This window comes from Silvimonas amylolytica (assembly GCF_014645555.1).
GTDB lineage: Bacteria > Pseudomonadota > Gammaproteobacteria > Burkholderiales > Chitinibacteraceae > Silvimonas > Silvimonas amylolytica.
Genome location: NZ_BMLY01000006.1, coordinates 21,364 through 39,029, shown reverse-complemented (window position 1 = coordinate 39,029; position 17,666 = coordinate 21,364). Strand labels below are relative to the sequence as shown.

Here is a 17,666-nt window from a genome sequence, read left to right as displayed (position 1 = left end):
CCGCGCTTGTTTTATGTTGTTTCAAACCAGTTTGCGTAGCGACAAGCGTGCCGCGTCGCTACGCTGCTGGCCGGTTTTTTGCTTGAATCACTTCTGAAACCAACCCCGATTCAGCGCATTCAATGCTTCGTATCCTGCTTGTGACCGACACCGCCAAACCGATTGGCGAGCTGCGCGAAATCCTGCTGCAACAGGGTTACGACGTGCTCACCGACGTGGCCAGCTCGACTGCCTTGCTAGGCAGCGTCGAACGCCAGCGGCCGGACGTCGTCATCATTGATACCGAAAGCCCCTCACGCGATACGCTAGAGCAGCTGTCGGTCATGAACGCGCTGGCTCCGCGCCCGGTCGTCATGTTTACGCACGACTCAGACCAGCAATTGATCCGTGCCGCCGTGGGTGCTGGTGTCACCACCTACGTGGTTGACGGGCTGGATGCCGACAAATTGTCGCCAATTATTGAAGTGGCCATGGTGCGCTTTGCCGAAGACGACAAACTGCGCCAGCGTCTTGCCAAGGTGGAACAGCAACTGGCCGATCGCAAATTGATCGATCGGGCCAAGGGCTTGTTGATGGACAAACGCGGCATGACCGAAGCCGCCGCGTTTGAAATGCTACGCACACAAGCCATGAAACAAGGCGTGACGCTGGCCGAAATGGCTCGCCAGATCATCGCCATGGCCGATCTGCTCGGCTGACGGAGAAACCGGATGTCCTCGCTTTTCAGTAACGCCCCGGCTTTTGCCGCTCCTGAAAAACCCCGTTTGCGCGTGGGCTTTGTGCCGCTGACCGACTGTGCGCCACTGGTCGTGGCCCACACCCGTCAACTGGGGCAGCGTTACGGGCTGGAACTGGAACTGGTGCGGCAATCGTCCTGGGCTGCGGTACGCGACAAACTGATCAGTGGCGAACTGGATGCCGCACATACGCTGTACGGCCTCGTTTATGGTGTGGAACTCGGTATTGGTGGCCCGCAAGCCGATATGGCCGTGTTGATGACGCTCAACCAGAATGGCCAGGCGATCACCGTGTCTAACCCGTTGGCGAGCTTGCTCAAGAGCGGCCGCAGCCTGCGCCAGATTGTCGACACTGCCAGCAAGCCCTTGATGTTTGCCCAGACCTTCCCCACCGGCACGCACGCCATGTGGCTATACAGCTGGCTGGCACGCGAAGGCATCGACCCGATGCGAGAGATCCGCAGTGTGGTGATTGCACCGCCAGAAATGACCGACGCCATGGCCAGTGGCCTGCTGGATGGCTTTTGCGCAGGTGAACCCTGGAACGCCAAGGCCGAAGCAGAAGGCGTAGGTCGTACCCTGCTGGCGACAAGTGAAATCTGGCCTGACCATCCGGAAAAAGTCCTGGCCTGCCGCCGTGACTTCGCTGCGCTCTACCCCAACACCGCCAAAGCCCTGATCGCCACCATGCTGGATGCCTGCCAGTGGCTGGATAACCCTGACCACCGGCGCGACTGCGCACAAACACTGGCGCAACCAGAGTACGTCGGCTGCCCGGTGTCACTGATCACGCCGCGCTTTCTGGGCGACTACGGCGCGCTGGCGCAGCCACCCGGCATTCGGTTCTTTGGCGATGGCACGGTCAATTATCCCAAAGTGGCCGATGGCGCCTGGTTCGTACAACAGTATCAGCGCTGGGGTTTACTCAACCGCAGCGAGGTCGATCCCGAGACGGTAGCCTTGCAGGTGAACCAGACCGCGTTGTATGCCGAAGTCGCCACATGCAAGGGTATTAGCGCCCCCTTGTAATGCACTTGGCCAGTGCACCACACCGGTTCCCTTACGCTTGATGCACCGCAACGCAGCATACCCATGACTGCGTTGCGCCCCTTCCAGTCCGGCTGCAAAGCCGCGCCAATTCAAGAATTTCTGCCTTTTTTCATGCCCATGGCGTGATCTGGCATGCCGCTTGCTACGTAGTCATTGCTCCCGTGCAATGGCGTACGGCGAGTATGTAATGCACCGGATTATTTCATCGGGTTAGCGGCCAACGACGGCAAGCTGCCTGCGGACAACGGCGTCCCTTCCCTCTTTTCAAAGAGCGGAACGGACGCCGTTTTTGTTTTTCAGCCACACCACGCCAAACGGCATGCCCGGATACACGGGCAACCCAAGGCACCTGGAGATGCGCACATGGATCGTAGTTTCTGGCGTTCTGGTCATACCCCCACGCTGCTTGCAGCCTTTTTGTATTTCGATCTGAGCTTCATGGTCTGGTACCTCCTGGGCCCGCTGCAGATCCAGATCGCACAAACGCTGCACCTGACCACACAGCAACGTGGGCTGATGGTGGCCACCCCGATTCTGGCCGGCGCGATCTTGCGTGTGGTCATGGGCGTACTGAGCGATCGTATCGGTGCCAAACGCGCCGGTCTGATTGGCCAGCTGATCGTGATTGCGGCCCTCTTGACTGCATGGCAACTGGGTTTCTCCACCATGGGTGGCGCCTTGCTGCTGGGCTTGTTCCTCGGCGTGGCGGGCGCATCGTTTGCCGTGGCGCTGCCGCTGGCTTCGCGCTGGTATCCCTCGCAACACCAGGGTACGGCCATGGGCATTGCCGGCGCGGGTAACTCTGGCACGGTGCTGGCCGCACTGTTTGCGCCGACGCTGGCTGCCGCGTTTGGCTGGCAGAACGTGTTCGGCATTGCCTGTATTCCACTGGTACTGGTGCTGGGCTACTACTGGACCTGCGCCAAAGACGCGCCCACTACCGTCAAGCCCAAGACTTTTGGCGATTACATCAAGATGCTCGGCCACAAGGACGCCTGGTGGTTCATGTTTTTCTACTCGCTCACCTTCGGCGGTTTCTCTGGTTTTGCCAGCGCGCTGCCGGGGTTCTTCCACGACCAGTTTGCCTTTGATGCCAAAACCGCGGGCTGGTGCACCGCCGCTTGCGTGTTTGCGGGCTCTGCCATGCGCCCGCTGGGTGGCGTGATTGCTGATCGCATTGGTGGCACGCGTTCGCTGCTGTCGGTGTATGCCGCCGTCACCGTATTGATCGCGGCAGCCGGTTTCAACATGGGCGGCGCTGCGGGTGTGATCACCCTCTTTATTGGCGCGATGCTGTGTCTGGGCGCGGGTAATGGCGCCGTGTTCCAGCTGGTGCCACAGCGTTTCAGCGCAGAGATCGGCGTCATGACAGGTTTGATCGGTATGGCCGGTGGTGTCGGTGGCTTTTTGCTCACCGCCAGCCTGGGCGCCATCAAACAAGGCACCGGTAGTTACGCCGATGGCTTGTGGTTGTTTGCCTGCCTGACCGCACTGGGCTGGATCAGCCTGTCTCAGGTGAAAACCAAATGGCGCAGCGGCTGGGCCGTCGCCACCGCGCGGGTTTGAGTTTCTCGCCCGCTTCGTACTGCAACAGATTGCCGTAACAGAACAGGAAAGCGCTCCATGAACAAACCCAGACTCGTCGTCGTCGGCAACGGTATGGCCGGCATCCGTACGGTGGAAGAACTGCTTGCGCTCGCGCCAGGCCATTACGACATCACGGTATTCGGCAGCGAGCCGCACCCGAACTACAACCGCATCTTGCTCTCGCCGGTGCTGGCGGGCGAGCAGGAGTTCAAGGACATCATCCTGAACCCGGTGTCCTGGTATGCCGACAACGGCATTACCTTGCATACCGGCAAGACCATCACCCAGATCAACCGCGCCCGTCGTGAGGTCGTCGCGGACGATGGCACGGTGGTGCCATACGACCGACTGTTGCTGGCCACCGGCTCCATGCCGTTCATCCTGCCGGTGCCCGGCAAGAACCTGCGTGGCGTCATCAGCTATCGGGACATCTTTGATACCGAAATGATGATCGATACCGCCAAAGTCAAACGCAACGCCATTGTGATTGGCGGCGGTTTGCTGGGACTGGAGGCTGCCAATGGGCTGAAGATTCGCGGCATGGATGTGCAAGTGGTGCACCTGGGCGAATGGCTGCTGGATAAACAACTGGACATCACCGCCGGCAAGCTGTTGCAGCAATCGCTGGAAGAACGTGGTCTGAGCTTTTTGCTGCAAAAACAAACGGCAGAAATCCTCGGTAACGAGGCCGGCGAAGTCACCGGCGTGCGCTTCAAGGATGGGACCGAGGTAGCAGCAGATCTGGTGGTCATGGCCGTCGGCATCCGCCCCAACACCACGCTGGCCGAATCCGCCGGTTTGCATTGCAACCGCGGTATTGTGGTCAGCGACGCCCTGCAAACCTACGACCCGCGTATCTATGCCGTGGGCGAATGCGTGAATCACCGTGGCGTGGCGTATGGTCTGGTTGCCCCGCTGTTTGAAATGGCCAAGGTCTGCGCCAACCACCTGGCTAACCTGGGCATCGGCCAGTACAAGGGCTCGGTGCTGTCGACCAAACTCAAAGTCACCGGTATTGACCTCTTTAGCGCGGGCGACTTTATGGGCGGCGACGGCACCGAAGACATCGTCCTGTCTGACCCGGCGGGTGGCGTGTACAAAAAGCTGGTGATCAAGGACGAAAAGCTGGTCGGCGCCTGTTTGTACGGCGATACGGCAGATGGCGGCTGGTACTTCAAGCTCTTGCGTGAAGGCCGCACCATTCACGACCTGCGCGACCACCTGATGTTTGGCGAATCCGCCATTGGCGACTCCGGCGTGCAGGGCCAAAGCCGCGCTGCCGCCATGCAAGACAAAGACGAAGTTTGCGGCTGCAACGGTGTGTGCAAAGGCACCATCGTCAAGGCGATCAAGGACAAGGGCCTGTTCACGGTAGATGACGTCAAAAAGCACACGAAAGCCGCCAGTTCTTGCGGGTCCTGTACTGGTCTGGTGGAACAGATTCTGATGAACACGCTGGGTTCCAGCTTCCAGGAAACGCCCAAAACCAAAGCGGTGTGCGGTTGTACTGATCGCACCCATGCCGAAGTGCGCAAAGCCATCCGCGAGCACAAGCTGCTGACGCACAAGGCGGTGTACGAATTCCTGGAATGGCGCACACCCAACGGCTGCGCCACCTGCCGCCCGGCCGTGAACTACTACATGTTGTCCACCTGGCCCAAAGAAGCCGTGGATGATCCACAAAGCCGTTTCATCAACGAACGTGCCCACGCCAACATCCAGAAAGATGGCACCTTCAGCGTGATCCCGCAAATGAAAGGTGGCGTGACCAACCCGTCGGAACTGCGCCGCATTGCCGACGTGGCCGACAAGTATCACATCCCCATGGTGAAGGTCACCGGCGGCCAGCGCATTGACTTGCTGGGCGTGAAGAAAGAAGACCTGGTCAACGTGTGGGCTGATCTGGGCATGCAATCCGGCCACGCCTACGGCAAATCCATCCGCACCGTAAAAACCTGCGTGGGCAGCGAATTTTGCCGCTTTGGTACGCAAAACAGCACGCAGATGGGGATCGATCTGGAAACCATGCTGGCCAATATGTGGAGCCCGCACAAAGTGAAACTGGCCGTCTCTGGCTGCCCGCGCAACTGCGCCGAAGCCGGCATCAAGGACGTCGGCGTGATCGCCGTGGACAGCGGCTGGGAGCTGTATGTCGGCGGCAACGGCGGCATCAAGACCGAAGTAGCGCAGTTCTTGTGCAAGGTGAAAACGGCGGACGAAGTGAAGGAATTCAGCGGCGCCTTCCTGCAGTTGTACCGCGAGGAAGCGTATTACCTGGACCGCACCGTGCATTACATCGAGCGCGTGGGGCTGGATTACATCAAGCAAAAAGTGGTCGAGGACGAGGCTGGCCGCAAGGCTTTGTATGAACGCTTGCTGTACTCGCTGGAAGGCTTGCGCGACCCGTGGGCGGAGCGGATTGCGGGTAAGCAGAGGAATGAGTTTATTCCGTTGAAGGTGGTCGCTTGATTTTTGCGCGGCGTTGGGGGTGTTAGCGCCTTCGGCGCGGTTGTTTACATGTCGGGGGTGCCCGACCGCACCCTACTTTCTTTGCTTCGCCAAAGAAAGTAGGCAAAGAAAGGCGCCCCCCGGACTTTTCCGCTCCGCGGTTCCCTCAATCAGTCGGGAGCCTAAGGTCTCCCTCCCTCAATCGGAAAAGTCCTCGACAGGGGGAGGAAAGTCAAAAACAACGGCAACGACCAAATCGTCTGCACGCTGGCTTTTGTAGGGTGGATTCGGAACGTAGCGACAATCCACCGCAAGCAGCCCGTTGGGCTGCGGACTGGATTCCGGCTCAAGGCCGGAATGACGAAGAAGTGAGATGCAACCAACCCATCCTTGCAAACAGATGGTTTGCGGGGTTGGGGTTGGGGTTGGGGTTGCTTTTGACGTACCTCCCCTCCGGCAGCGCCGAGCATCGCAGTGGGGTCCGGGGTTTCGGCGTAAGGGTGTTTGAGCGAAGCGAGTTCCCTGGAGCCAGCCGGACCCCACGAGAAGCACAGGGAACCCGAAGGGCGCTGTCGCAGGGTCGCCTTTTCTTTGGTTACTTTCTTTGGGGCCGCCGAGGCTGGCGAAGCAAAAGAAAGTAACGTGCTCCGGCCACCGCCGGTATCAAAAACAACGCGCCGCAGGGCGCTAACAAAAGATTCAGCAAAGCCTGGCGCGTACCAGGAACAGCAAACCAGGAACAACACAGGATGACCGCCATGAACATGAACACACCAACACCGTGGGTCCAGATCTGCGCACTGGACGATATTCCCCCGCTGGGCAGCCGTGTCCTCGAACGCCCCACCGGCAATGTCGCCATCTTCCGTACCGCCACCGACAGTGTCTTCGCCCTGCTGGACCACTGCCCCCACAAGGGCGGCCCGTTGTCGCAAGGCATTGTCCATGGCGAGAGCGTGACCTGTCCGCTGCACGCCTGGAATATTGACTTGGCGTCCGGTCAGGCCCGCGCGCCGGATGAAGGTTGTGCGCGGCGCTTTGGCGCCAAGGTGGAAGACGGCCAGGTCTTTGTCAGCCTGTCCTGATTGTTGATTGCGCATGACCCGTAACACGGATTCAAAGCCGGAGGCCAACAGATGAAGACCATCACCCGATCCACCTGCTGCTATTGCGGCGTCGGCTGTGGCGTGCTGATTGAATCAGACGGCGAGAAAATCACCGGCATTCAGGGCGACCCTGCGCATCCGGCCAACTATGGCCGGTTGTGCACCAAGGGCATGACCCTGCCACTGACTGCAGCCAGCCAGACCAACCGCGCACTGTACCCGGAAATCCGCATTAACCGGGATAGCGAACGCCAACGGGTGGATTGGGATACGGCACTGGACACAGTAGCGCTGAAGTTTGCCGATATCATCCGCCGGCACGGTCCGGATTCAGTGGCGTTTTATATCTCTGGCCAGTTGCTGACCGAGGACTACTACGTCTTCAACAAGCTGGCCAAGGGGTTGATTGGCACCAACAACATCGATACCAACTCGCGCCTGTGCATGTCCAGCGCGGTGTCCGGCTACAAGCTCAGCCTGGGTGCTGACGGCCCACCCACCTGTTACGAAGACCTGGAACTGGCTGACTGTGTACTGTTTGCGGGTTCCAACATGGCATGGGCGCATCCGGTGCTGTACCGCCGGCTGGAGGCCGCCAAAGCCACCCGCGCTGATGTGAAGTGGATTGTGGTCGACCCGCGCCGCACCGATACCGCCGCGATGGCCGATCTGCATTTGCAAATCCAGCCGGGGACCGATGTCGCCCTCTTCAACGGCATGCTGCATCACCTGATCTGGGAAGACTTGATCGACCCACAGTTTGTGGCCGAGCACACCGAAGGCTTTGCCGAGCTGAAAAAGCTGGTACGCGATTACACGCCGCGCATGGCAGCAGAAATCTGCGGCATCGCCGAAGCCGACCTGATGACCGCCGCCGAATGGTTTGGCCGCAGCCAGGGCGCACTCTCGCTCTACTGCATGGGCCTCAATCAATCGGCCCACGGCACCGACAAAAACCTGGCGCTGATCAACCTGCACCTGGCCACGCGGCAGATTGGCAAACCGGGCGCCGGGCCGTTCTCGCTGACCGGTCAGCCCAACGCCATGGGCGGGCGTGAAGTCGGCGGCATGGCCACCATGCTGGCCGCACACCGTGATATCACCAATTCTGACCACCGCGCCGAAATTGCCAAACTGTGGGGCATCGACACCGATCGCCTCTCCCCCACACCGGGCCTGCCGGCCGTGGACATGTTCAACGCCATCCGCGCTGGCAAGATCAAGGCCGTGTGGATTGCCTGTACCAACCCGGTCCATTCGATGCCCGACATCAACCTGGTGCGCGAGGCGCTGAACACCGCCGAGTTTGTGGTCGTCCAGGAAGCTTTCCTGAATACCGATACCGTGCCTTACGCAGATGTGGTGTTACCGGCCACCACCTGGGGTGAGAAATCCGGCACAGTCACCAACTCTGAACGCCGCATCAGCCGCGTGCGCCCGGCCATTGCCGGCCCGGGCGACGTGCGCGGCGACTGGTGGATTGCCAATGAAGTGGCCCGTCGGCTGGAAGCGCAAATCCACCCTGCTCGCTTTAGCCTGTTCGGCTTTGCCAACGAAGAACAAGTCTTCAACGAACACCGCCGTCTGACCGAGGGCAAGGACCTGGACATCACCGGTCTCTCCTACGGCATCCTGGAAAGCCACGGCCCGCAACAATGGCCCATGCCCGTTGTGGAAGCTTATGGCGAAACACGCGGCCAGGCCCGCCGCTATGAAGATGGAGTGTTTGCTACGCCTGATGGCAAAGCCCGATTCAACGTCACGCCGTATCTGCCGGTGGCCGAGCCGACCAATTCGCGTTATCCGTTCCATTTGCTGACCGGCCGCCTGCGCGACCAATGGCATGGCATGAGCCGCACCGGCCGCGTGCCGCGCCTGTTTGCCCACACACCCGAAGCCGCGCTGACCATGAACCCGATGGACGCCGAACGCCGGGGCCTGAAGGCGGGTGAGCTGGTGAAGGTGTCCAGCAAACGCGGCGGACTGATTTTGCCGTTGAGCCTGTCGGATGAGGTCACGACCGGCAGCGTGTTTGCCGCCATGCACTGGAGTGGCCAGTTCCTCAACAGCGGCGGGATCAACGAATCGACCATTGGTGCTGTGGATCGCAAATCTTTCCAGCCAGAACTCAAGCACGCCGCCGTCCGTGTCGAACGCGCGGACTTGCCGTGGCGGCTGACCGCCGCCTGCCGGGGCAACACGCAAGCCTTGCAAGCCGCCTTGCAGCCGCTACTCAAAGACTGCGCTTATGCCGCCATCACCATGGCCGGGGATGATGTCGCCATTCTGAAAGCCGCGGCTGACTCTGCCCCCGCCGGCTGGCTGGAACAACTGTTTGCCGCACTTGATCTGCAACCGGGCCCGGATGTGCTTGAGTACCGCGACGCACGCCGGGGCATGGTCAAACGCGTGGGCTGGCAGGACGGCGCGTTGCACGGTTTTGTCTGGGCTGGTGATGTGACCGGATCAGACCAGTTGCTGGAGCAATTGATCGCTGGCGAACCGTGGCAAGGCGCACGCATTACCGTATTCAGCCCCAAAACCGGCAACGCCACGCGCGACCGGGTGGTATGCAACTGCAAACAGGTGAAGGAATCACAAATCCGCGAACTGGTCGCACAAGGCGCGAATGTGGACGGCCTGAAAAACAAACTGGGCTGCGGCACTGTATGCGGCTCTTGCGTACCCGAACTCAAGCGCATGTGCAGCACCACTGCCGTTGCCTCGTAACACACAAAGACAAGACTGGAGAACACCATGGATCACGGCAAAGTTACTCTGCTGGGCGCGGGCCCGGGCGATCTGGAACTCTTGACCCTGAAAGCCGTGCGCGCGCTGGCCGCTGCCGACATCATCCTGCTGGATGACCTGGCCAACGCCGACATCGTCACCCTGGCGCCACAAGCGCGGGTGATCCGCGTGGGCAAGCGCGGCGGCTGCAAATCAACGCCGCAAGACTTCATCCAGCGCCTGATGCGCCGTTACGCGCTGCAAGGCAAACACGTGGTGCGGGTCAAAGGGGGTGAGGTACTGCTGTTTGGCCGCGCGGGCGAAGAAATCACCTGGCTGCGTGAGCATGGCATAGCCGTGGACATCATCAATGGCATCAGCTCTGGCCTGGCCGCAGCGGCGGCGATGAATATCTCGCTCACTCATCGTGAACACTGCCAGGGTGTCACCTTCGTGACCGCCCATATGCAAGACCACAGCGAACCCGACTGGCAGGCGCTGGCCGCAACGGGCACTACGCTGGTGATTTATATGGGCATGAGCCGGATTGATAGCCTGGCGTGTGGTTTGATGGCGACCTTGCCAGGCGCTACGCCAGCGGCAGTCGTGCAGAATGCCAGCACTACTGCGGAACGGCGGTTGTTGACGACGCTGGATCAACTGGCGGCCTGTAGCCAGCAACAAGGGTTCGGCAGCCCGGCGATTATTCTGGTGGGGAGTGCTGTGGGGGAAAGTGATGTGGTGCGGAGTGAGGGGTTGGTTGCGGCGTAAACCGGCTGGATGCGGGTTTTCAGATAGGGTTCAGCGTAGTGACGATCCACGAGCACTACTGGGTGCTCGCCTTCGCGGGACTGACGAAATGGCAAGCAAGCTCTACATTTTCACGTACAGACGACTAGCGGGGTTGATTTCGGCTTTCCGCCCTGATGCAGCGGGCGATAAATGACTGCAATCCGCGACATAACCCACCCAAGCGGCGAAGTTAAGAGTGCAACTCCACCCAAATATCGTCCATCTGTTGATGAACTTCCCGTACTCGTTGCGAGGTCAAGTTAGTAAAGATGGGGAGCGATTCAAACGAGTCTTTCAGAATGGTAGTTGCGATTTCAAGAAGACCCGTCACCATCTCATCGCTCGTTGGAGCGTAGCAATGCAGCTCTTTTCCGTATTCATGCCGCGCTAGCACAGCGGACAACTGGTTGTGCGTATAGCTGCACAGTACTTGAAAAGCCAAGTAGGTTTCTTCGACTCCAGAGTCTTTTAGTGTCTGCCTAGTATTACCAAGATGCTTGGTTCCGTTTTGCTCGAAGTGCTCTACCAAAGCTTTCAACTGAGAGATGGCCAAATTTGCCTCTTCCGGCCCAAGCCAGTCAGGGTAATTGTCGGGATTAGCGCTTATCGCAGTGAGCATCTTGACGTTATCCAGAGCGTCTTTGAACTGGAGTCGTTCCAAGTAGGCGGGATCGTTGCGCAAGATTCTGAGATGCCCCCATGCCTCCAGCATCGGGCGGACCATGTTGGGTATGAACTTGCCAGAGTTACCCACAAAAAGGACAAGAGAAGCGCGATATAACTCAGCGATGGTCAGAAATAGGCTAGAACCCACTTTGGCCAAATCATTCTCGTGAGCAATAACGCCTTTCAAGGCCTCATCTATAGCTGTTTTGACACGATTCGCGCTCAACACCGTCTGTGTTGCTGTGGGCATTAAAGTCTTTCCCCATCTCAAATTGTGAATCGTGAATGACCCGCTCTGCAGCAGGTGGATTGTCGCTTCCGCTCCGAATCCACCCTACACAGCCCCCTCACTCCACACAAGGGTCGAGGGCAAAGCCCTTACCTCAATTTCTCCCGCAACGTCTCCGCCACCACCACCGCATGCTGCGGCCGCAGCAAATCGCTCAACGCAATCACGCCCACCAACCGCATGGACGCCTCATCGGCCACCACCGGCAAACTCGACACCCGCAGTTCCGTCATCCGCCCCGCCACCGCCCGCGCGGTTTCCTCGGGGCGGGCCGTCGCTGGAGAACCGGTAAAAAGACCCACACTCGGCTGCATGCTGTGCTCATGACCCCGCAGCACTTCCCGATCCAGCATGCCAATCAGGCGGCCTTCATGCATCACCGGATAACGCCGGTGGCCTTGCGGGCCGCTGAAATGATGGTCGAACACCGCCTTCGCTGGCTCAGCACCTTCAACTGTGATCAGCTTGCGCGTCATCAGATCAGCCACATGCTGGCTTTCCAGCGGGTCAACCCCGTATTCGCGATAAATATGCAGACCACGGCGGGCGATTTTCTCGGTCATGATGGAACGGCGCAGTACCAGCGCAGTAAAGCCATAGGCCACCACTGTGGTCAGCAATAGCGGTAACAACGCTTCGGTATCGTGCGTCAGACCAAAGGCGAAGACGATCGCGGTCAGCGGTGCACCCAAAACACTGGCCAGTACACCGGCCATGCACACCAGCGCCCACAATTGCGGTGAACCACCTGGCAATACGTGCGCCAGGGCCACACCCAGCCCGGCCCCGATCATCAACAAAGGGGCCAACACGCCACCCGATGTACCGGAGCCCAGCGCGGCAACCCAGATAATGGCTTTTACGGTTAACAACGCGACCACCACGCCCAGCGCCAGCCGGTTGTTCAGCAAGTCGCCGATCACGTCATAACCCACACCCAACGCACGCGGTTCAATCAGACCACCCAGCCCCACCACCAGCCCGCCCAGCGCGGGCCACCACATCCAGTGCAGTTTGAGGTGGCCAAACAAATCTTCCGTCTTGTACAGCGCCAGCGTCACCACCGCAGCCAGCGCGCCAGAAAGCAAGCCGGCAATGATGCAAGACACCAGTGCCATGTCGGTGGCGGGCGGCGTTTGCAGGGCAAAAAGCGGGCCTGCGCCAAACAGCAGCGGGCGGGCGAAACCGGCGACGGCACACGCCACCGCAACAGGCAGCAAGCTACGCGGGCGCAGTTCAAACAGCAGTAACTCTACGGCCAGCAAAACGGCCGCGACCGGCGTACCAAAGATGGCGGTCATGCCCGCACAGGCGCCAGCAACCAGCAGCGTTTTACGCTCTGATGCGGTCAAATGCAGGTATTGCGCCAACAGTGAACCCAATGCGCCCCCGGTCATGATGATCGGGCCTTCCGCGCCAAACGGGCCACCGCTGCCAATCACAATGCCGGACGACAGGGGTTTCAGAATCGCCACCCGGCCAGACATGCGGCTTTTGCCGAACAGGATGACTTCGAGCGCTTCCGGAATACCATGGCCGCGGATTTTGTCGCTGCCAAACCGCGCCATCAGGCCAACAATCAAACCGCCGATGACCGGCACGATCACGACCCACAGGCCCAGATGATGTTGTGCGGGCGAATGCTCGGCCAAAGACACGGTCTGAAAGAAAAACAGGTTGGTAAAGAAGAAAATCAGTTTAAGCAGCACAAACGCCGCCAGCGTACCCAACCCACCCACAAGCACGGCCAGCGCGGCCAGCAGCAGCAAACGGTGATCAACCGTGTAATCACGCCGGTGGTCGATGTGTTCATGGCCAGGCGCACGCTTGATCGCGGCATGATTCATGGGGTTATCCCTCGTGTTTGTGGCCGTTATCGGCGTCGTTGTAAGCCGTGATCTGCGCCACGCGGAACACGCCTTGCAGCGACTGGAGTTCGGCCTTGTGCAAAGCGGCCAGGCGTTGCAGACAGGCTTCACCCGTCGGCAACAAATGGACTTCGACCTGACGGCGGTCGGTCTCGCTCTTTTTGCGGGTGACCAGATTGTTTTCTTCGCAGCGCGTGACAAGCGCCACCACGCCGTGGTGCTGCAATTGCAGACGCTCTGCCAACTCGCCCACTGTTGCCCAATCCCGCCCCGGAAAACCGCGTACATGCAGCAACAGCAGGTATTGCTGTGGCGTCAGCCCTTCTTGTTTGGCCGCCGTTTCGCTGAAGTGCATGAACCGGCGTAACTGATAGCGAAATTCGGACAAGGCTTCGTAGTGTTGTTTGGTGAGCATGGATCGCGCCGCGCATTCGAGATCGGCATTTATATCACAATATGATATATTTGCCGACTTAACATAAAAAACAGGCGCACACCTTGCGCCAACGTACGTTCTGCCTCTGGAATTCAGTGAAATGACGCATTTTCTGCAATGGCTGCGTGGCTTTGTCCCCGCGCCATCCACCGCCAGCCTGCGCGAGCGCTTGCTAGGCTGTGTCGGTGCCGGGCTTGGGTTGCTAGTGACCGAGACCATCAGCCGCCACGCACTTGGCACCTTCAACCCCTGGTTCGTCGCGCCGATGGGGGCCTCTGCCGTGTTGTTGTTTGCGGTGCCATCCAGCCCGCTGGCCCAACCGTGGTCGATCATTGGTGGCAATCTGGTCGCGGCGGTCATTGGCGTGGCCTGCGGCATGCTGGTCGGTCATAACGGTCTGGGCGCGGGGCTTGCGGGTGCGCTGGCCATTGGCGCCATGTTCAAACTGCGTTGTCTGCATCCACCCAGTGGCGCCGTGGCCTTAACCGCGGTGATTGGTGGGCCAGCCGTTGCCAGCCTGGGCTTTCATTTTGTGATCTGGCCCGTGCTGCTGAATTCTTTGCTCTTGCTGGCGTTTGCCTTGATCTTCAACAATGCCCTGCAACGCCGCTATCCGCACCGCCCGCACGTACAACCCAATGTGCATCACACCTCTGATCCCAAACCCACGCTGCGAATTGGCGTCACCCCGGACGATCTGGAAGCTGTGCTGAAAAGCCGCGGTGAAGAGGTCGACATCAGCCGGGACGATCTGGAAGACATCTTGTTTGCCGCAGAACTGCGCGCACATCGCCGCCACTTTGGCACCGTGCGCTGCGATGAAATCATGTCGCGCGATGTGATCTCGGTACGACCCGATACGCTACTCGGCCAGGCTTGGGCCTTGCTGGCAGAACACCGTGTCACCGCGTTGCCTGTGGTCAACGCCCAGGAGCACGTGGTGGGCATTGTGTCGCTGCATGACTTTTTGATCGACAGCGCAACCAGACAGCCCTTACCGCAGCTACGGCGCGTCGGGCTGGAAGACAACGTGGCCAGTATCATGACCACGCGTGTACTCAGCGCCAAAGCAGATCAGCCGATCGATGAACTGGTCACGCTGTTCTCTGACCGTGGTTTGCACCACATGCCGGTTGTCGATGGCGAACGCCTGGTGGGCATGATCACCCAGTCTGATTTGTTGGCAGCCTTGTACAAGAACCAGGCAGCGCTGGTCGCGTGATGCCTGAACTGTTCAAGGCATTCGGTCAGCATTAATTGCATTACAAATACATATTTGTTAGGCTAACCACACTGCTGCAAACAAGGTCAGGCGTTTGCCGCAACCGGATCATCAGAAACGGTTAGAAAAAGGTCGTGGATCACGACCTTTTTCTTCCCCATTAAATATGCATTTAATATTCCACTTAAAAGGCAAACATCATGATTTCCGCCACGTCACGCCCTTATATTGATGCCAGCGTTCCCGTTCTGCGCGAACACGGTCTGACCATTACCCGTCATTTTTATGCGCGCATGTTTGCCGCCCACCCGGAACTGACCAATCTCTTCAACATGGGTAACCAGGCCAATGGCAGCCAGCAACAGTCACTGGCCTCTGCGGTCTTTGCCTATGCAGCCAATATCGATAATGCTGCAGCGCTGGGCCCGGTGCTGGAACGCATCGTCCACAAGCATGCTGCCGTCGGCATCAAGCCAGCGCATTACCCGATTGTGGGTCGCCATCTGATCGCCGCGATTCATGAAGTACTGGGTGATGCGGCCACACCAGAATTGCTGGCGGCCTGGGATGAAGCGTACTGGTTGCTGGCAGGCGAGTTGATCGCCGCTGAAGCGCGCCTTTATCTGCAATCTGGCGCAGAGGCTGGCCACCTGCAAACGCTGCGCGTGATGGAAACCCGCCGCGAAAGCAGCCATGCCGTTTCGTACTACCTGGAAAAACCGCAAGGCGGCTCGCCGGGTGTGTTTTTGCCGGGCCAGTACATCAGCGTGTCCGTCCGGTTAGCCGATCAAGATCTGACGCAGCGTCGTCAGTACAGTTTGTCTGATTCGCCAGATAAACCGTGGTGGCGCATCACCGTGAAGCGGGAAGAAGGCGATGCAGCTACGCCGGCAGGTCAGGTGTCCAGTTGGTTGCATCAGCATGTGAAACCCGGTGACCTGGTGTCTGCCACCATTGCCTATGGCGACTTCCACCCGGTGATCGACGGTAACAACCCCATCGTCCTGCTGAGCGCCGGTGTCGGTATTACGCCAATGATCTCTGTGCTTAACACGCTGGCAGCGCATAACTCGCAGCGACCCACGACGTTCATCCACGGCGCACGTCATGGTGATCAGCATTCACTGCGCGATGACGTCGCCCTTGCCCGCCGAACCATGCGCAACCTGCGCGACATCACCTTTTACGAAACCCCGCGTGACGAAGACCGCGCGGGGCTGGACTTCACCCACGGTGGCCGCATGGCCCTGGCTGACGTACTGAACGCCGACACGACTGACACGCAGTATTACCTCTGCGGGCCCATTGGCTTCATGAAGCAGCAATGGCAGGCACTGCTGGTACTGGGTGTAAGCGCTGACCGCATCCACCGCGAAGTTTTTGGACCGGAACTACTGGACCACTTGCTTTGATGCCCTAACCAGTTGCGCTGCACTTGCAGCGTTTGGCCATTCGGGTTCGGCACGCCGGATGGTCTTTTTTATTTCATCAGCCAAGCCCTACAGGAAGCCCGATCATGCGTAATCCGACCTTGCTGGCAGCCCCGCACCGCGCGGGCTTTTTCAGCGGTAGCCTTGTTTTGCTGGCAGCCATGGCGTGGTGGGCCTGCGTGATTGTCCTGCGGCTGACCGGGGTAAGCCTGTCCTGGCCCATTCCGCCTGCATGGCTTCACGCAGACTTGATGATCTTTGGATTCTTTCCGCTCTTCATGCTGGGTTTTATCAATACCGCTGGCCCCAAATGGCTGGGTGTTGCCGCTCCGGCCCGTATGCACTGGATCAGCAGCATCGCCTTGTATGCCCTGGGTTCAGTACTCGTCGCACTGGCAACATGGATGCCGTCATTACATGCGGCGGGTGATGCGCTGCATGTCGTTGCCTGGGCGTTTGCCGTCTGGATCTGGGCCGATCGCATCCGTGCCAGTACAGCGGCCGATCGCCGACACGCCTGGCTGGTACTGGCCGCTTTTGTCCTGGCCTTGCCCGCGCTGACATGCCAGTTGGCGGCAAGTCTCTACCCCACCGCCCTGCATACCGCCTTGTGGGTGCAATGTGCCATTCAGATCGGGATCTGGGCGTTCCTGTTGCCCGTGTTCCTGATCGTCAGCCACCGCATGGTGCCGTTCTTTTCCTCATCTGTTTTGCAACCCTATGTGACATGGCGGCCATTCTGGCTGTTGTACACCTGGCTGGTACTCTGCCTGGCCCACGCCGGCTTGAGTCTGGCGGGGTGGGCGGATCCCCGCATCAACAGCGGCATCACCGATCTGGTCTTCGCGGCACTGCTGCTGTACGCCAGCTATCGCTGGTCTTTGCGTCGCAGTTTCAAGGTGCCATTGCTGGCCATGCTGCACGCCGCTTTTTTGTGGTCAGGGGTTGCGCTGACCTTGTATGCCGCTCAAGGACTGGCCGCATCGGCCGGGATCTATATGGGTGGGCTGGCACCATTACATGCATTGACCATCGGCTTTTTCTGCTGCACGTTGCTGGGCTTTGTGACTCGCGTGTCACTGGGGCACTCCGGCCGGCCGCTGGCTGTCGCACGCGTAACATGGGTGTTGTACTGGCTGATGCATGTGGCCGTTCTGGCGCGAATCGCAGGGGAATTTTTTGCGCGAGAGGCCACGCTCTGGTTCAGCATGGCCGCAGTGCTGAGCCTGCTGATCCTGGCCGTGTGGGGCTGGCGGTATGTGCCCATGTACTGGCAACCCAGAGCGGATGGGCAGCCAGGCTGAC

13 protein-coding genes are annotated in these 17,666 nt (G+C 59.5%); 10 read left to right on the top strand and 3 right to left on the bottom strand.

Annotated features, from left to right (window positions below; translation table 11 throughout):
• The first annotated feature begins 122 nt into the window (after positions 1–122).
• The 7 genes from IEX44_RS15930 (at position 123) to cobA (ending at position 10,429) form a co-directional block, all read left to right on the top strand.
• A complete protein-coding gene (locus tag IEX44_RS15930; protein ID WP_188696153.1) occupies positions 123–698 on the top strand; it encodes an ANTAR domain-containing response regulator in 576 nt (191 codons plus the stop codon).
• 12 nt (positions 699–710) lie between these two features.
• Positions 711–1,766: a CmpA/NrtA family ABC transporter substrate-binding protein gene (locus IEX44_RS15925; RefSeq protein WP_188696150.1), complete on the top strand. Its 1,056-nt coding sequence runs from the start codon at positions 711–713 to the stop codon at positions 1,764–1,766.
• 384 nt (positions 1,767–2,150) lie between these two features.
• Positions 2,151–3,353 (top strand): nitrate/nitrite transporter, encoded by a 1,203-nt coding sequence (locus IEX44_RS15920; protein ID WP_188696147.1) that lies wholly within the window; start codon positions 2,151–2,153, stop codon positions 3,351–3,353.
• 57 nt (positions 3,354–3,410) lie between these two features.
• Positions 3,411–5,843, top strand: coding sequence for a nitrite reductase large subunit NirB (gene nirB / locus IEX44_RS15915; protein WP_188696144.1), 2,433 nt, complete (start codon positions 3,411–3,413; stop codon positions 5,841–5,843).
• Positions 5,844–6,580: 737 nt separating this feature from the next.
• Positions 6,581–6,907 (top strand): nitrite reductase small subunit NirD, encoded by a 327-nt coding sequence (gene nirD / locus IEX44_RS15910; protein ID WP_229679229.1) that lies wholly within the window; start codon positions 6,581–6,583, stop codon positions 6,905–6,907.
• A gap of 51 nt (positions 6,908–6,958) precedes the next feature.
• Complete coding sequence (locus IEX44_RS15905; RefSeq protein WP_188696141.1) at positions 6,959–9,658, top strand: nitrate reductase; 2,700 nt, start codon at positions 6,959–6,961, stop codon at positions 9,656–9,658.
• A 27-nt stretch (positions 9,659–9,685) separates the two neighbouring features.
• Positions 9,686–10,429, top strand: coding sequence for a uroporphyrinogen-III C-methyltransferase (cobA, locus tag IEX44_RS15900; protein WP_188696139.1), 744 nt, complete (start codon positions 9,686–9,688; stop codon positions 10,427–10,429).
• Positions 10,430–10,640: 211 nt separating this feature from the next.
• Here the strand turns inward: cobA and IEX44_RS15895 are convergent, their stop codons facing one another.
• From IEX44_RS15895 to IEX44_RS15885, 3 genes are all read right to left on the bottom strand, one after another.
• Positions 10,641–11,366 carry a DUF5677 domain-containing protein gene (locus IEX44_RS15895; RefSeq protein ID WP_188696136.1) on the bottom strand — a complete coding sequence of 242 codons (726 nt, stop codon included), beginning with the start codon at positions 11,364–11,366 and terminating at the stop codon, positions 10,641–10,643.
• 128 nt (positions 11,367–11,494) lie between these two features.
• Positions 11,495–13,252: a chloride channel protein gene (locus tag IEX44_RS15890; protein ID WP_188696134.1), complete on the bottom strand. Its 1,758-nt coding sequence runs from the start codon at positions 13,250–13,252 to the stop codon at positions 11,495–11,497.
• 4 nt (positions 13,253–13,256) lie between these two features.
• Positions 13,257–13,688 (bottom strand): MarR family winged helix-turn-helix transcriptional regulator, encoded by a 432-nt coding sequence (locus tag IEX44_RS15885; RefSeq protein ID WP_188696131.1) that lies wholly within the window; start codon positions 13,686–13,688, stop codon positions 13,257–13,259.
• Positions 13,689–13,809: 121 nt separating this feature from the next.
• Here IEX44_RS15885 and IEX44_RS15880 point away from each other — a divergent pair, with 121 nt between their 5' ends.
• The 3 genes from IEX44_RS15880 (at position 13,810) to IEX44_RS15870 (ending at position 17,665) form a co-directional block, all read left to right on the top strand.
• On the top strand, positions 13,810–14,931 hold the full coding sequence (locus IEX44_RS15880) for an HPP family protein (RefSeq protein WP_188696130.1): 1,122 nt from the start codon (positions 13,810–13,812) through the stop codon (positions 14,929–14,931).
• Positions 14,932–15,131: 200 nt separating this feature from the next.
• The gene (hmpA, locus tag IEX44_RS15875) at positions 15,132–16,343 is read left to right on the top strand and encodes an NO-inducible flavohemoprotein (protein ID WP_188696127.1); all 1,212 of its coding nucleotides are present in this window, start codon (positions 15,132–15,134) and stop codon (positions 16,341–16,343) included.
• 104 nt (positions 16,344–16,447) lie between these two features.
• Entirely contained in the window at positions 16,448–17,665 is a 1,218-nt protein-coding gene (locus tag IEX44_RS15870) for an NnrS family protein (RefSeq protein ID WP_188696123.1), read from the top strand.
• Position 17,666 lies beyond the last annotated feature (1 nt).

What these genes read in the sequence shown, in the direction of transcription:
- cobA (WP_188696139.1), top strand. Translation starts at nt 9,686, where the DNA reads ATGGATCACGGCAAAGTTACTCTGCTGGGCGCGGGCCCGGGCGATCTG.
- IEX44_RS15870 (WP_188696123.1), top strand. Translation starts at nt 16,448, where the DNA reads ATGCGTAATCCGACCTTGCTGGCAGCCCCGCACCGCGCGGGCTTTTTC.
- hmpA (WP_188696127.1), top strand. Translation starts at nt 15,132, where the DNA reads ATGATTTCCGCCACGTCACGCCCTTATATTGATGCCAGCGTTCCCGTT.
- IEX44_RS15905 (WP_188696141.1), top strand. Translation starts at nt 6,959, where the DNA reads ATGAAGACCATCACCCGATCCACCTGCTGCTATTGCGGCGTCGGCTGT.
- IEX44_RS15895 (WP_188696136.1), bottom strand. Translation starts at nt 11,366, where the DNA reads ATGCCCACAGCAACACAGACGGTGTTGAGCGCGAATCGTGTCAAAACA.
- IEX44_RS15930 (WP_188696153.1), top strand. Translation starts at nt 123, where the DNA reads ATGCTTCGTATCCTGCTTGTGACCGACACCGCCAAACCGATTGGCGAG.
- nirD (WP_229679229.1), top strand. Translation starts at nt 6,581, where the DNA reads ATGAACATGAACACACCAACACCGTGGGTCCAGATCTGCGCACTGGAC.
- IEX44_RS15885 (WP_188696131.1), bottom strand. Translation starts at nt 13,688, where the DNA reads ATGCTCACCAAACAACACTACGAAGCCTTGTCCGAATTTCGCTATCAG.
- IEX44_RS15880 (WP_188696130.1), top strand. Translation starts at nt 13,810, where the DNA reads ATGACGCATTTTCTGCAATGGCTGCGTGGCTTTGTCCCCGCGCCATCC.
- IEX44_RS15890 (WP_188696134.1), bottom strand. Translation starts at nt 13,252, where the DNA reads ATGAATCATGCCGCGATCAAGCGTGCGCCTGGCCATGAACACATCGAC.
- IEX44_RS15925 (WP_188696150.1), top strand. Translation starts at nt 711, where the DNA reads ATGTCCTCGCTTTTCAGTAACGCCCCGGCTTTTGCCGCTCCTGAAAAA.
- IEX44_RS15920 (WP_188696147.1), top strand. Translation starts at nt 2,151, where the DNA reads ATGGATCGTAGTTTCTGGCGTTCTGGTCATACCCCCACGCTGCTTGCA.
- nirB (WP_188696144.1), top strand. Translation starts at nt 3,411, where the DNA reads ATGAACAAACCCAGACTCGTCGTCGTCGGCAACGGTATGGCCGGCATC.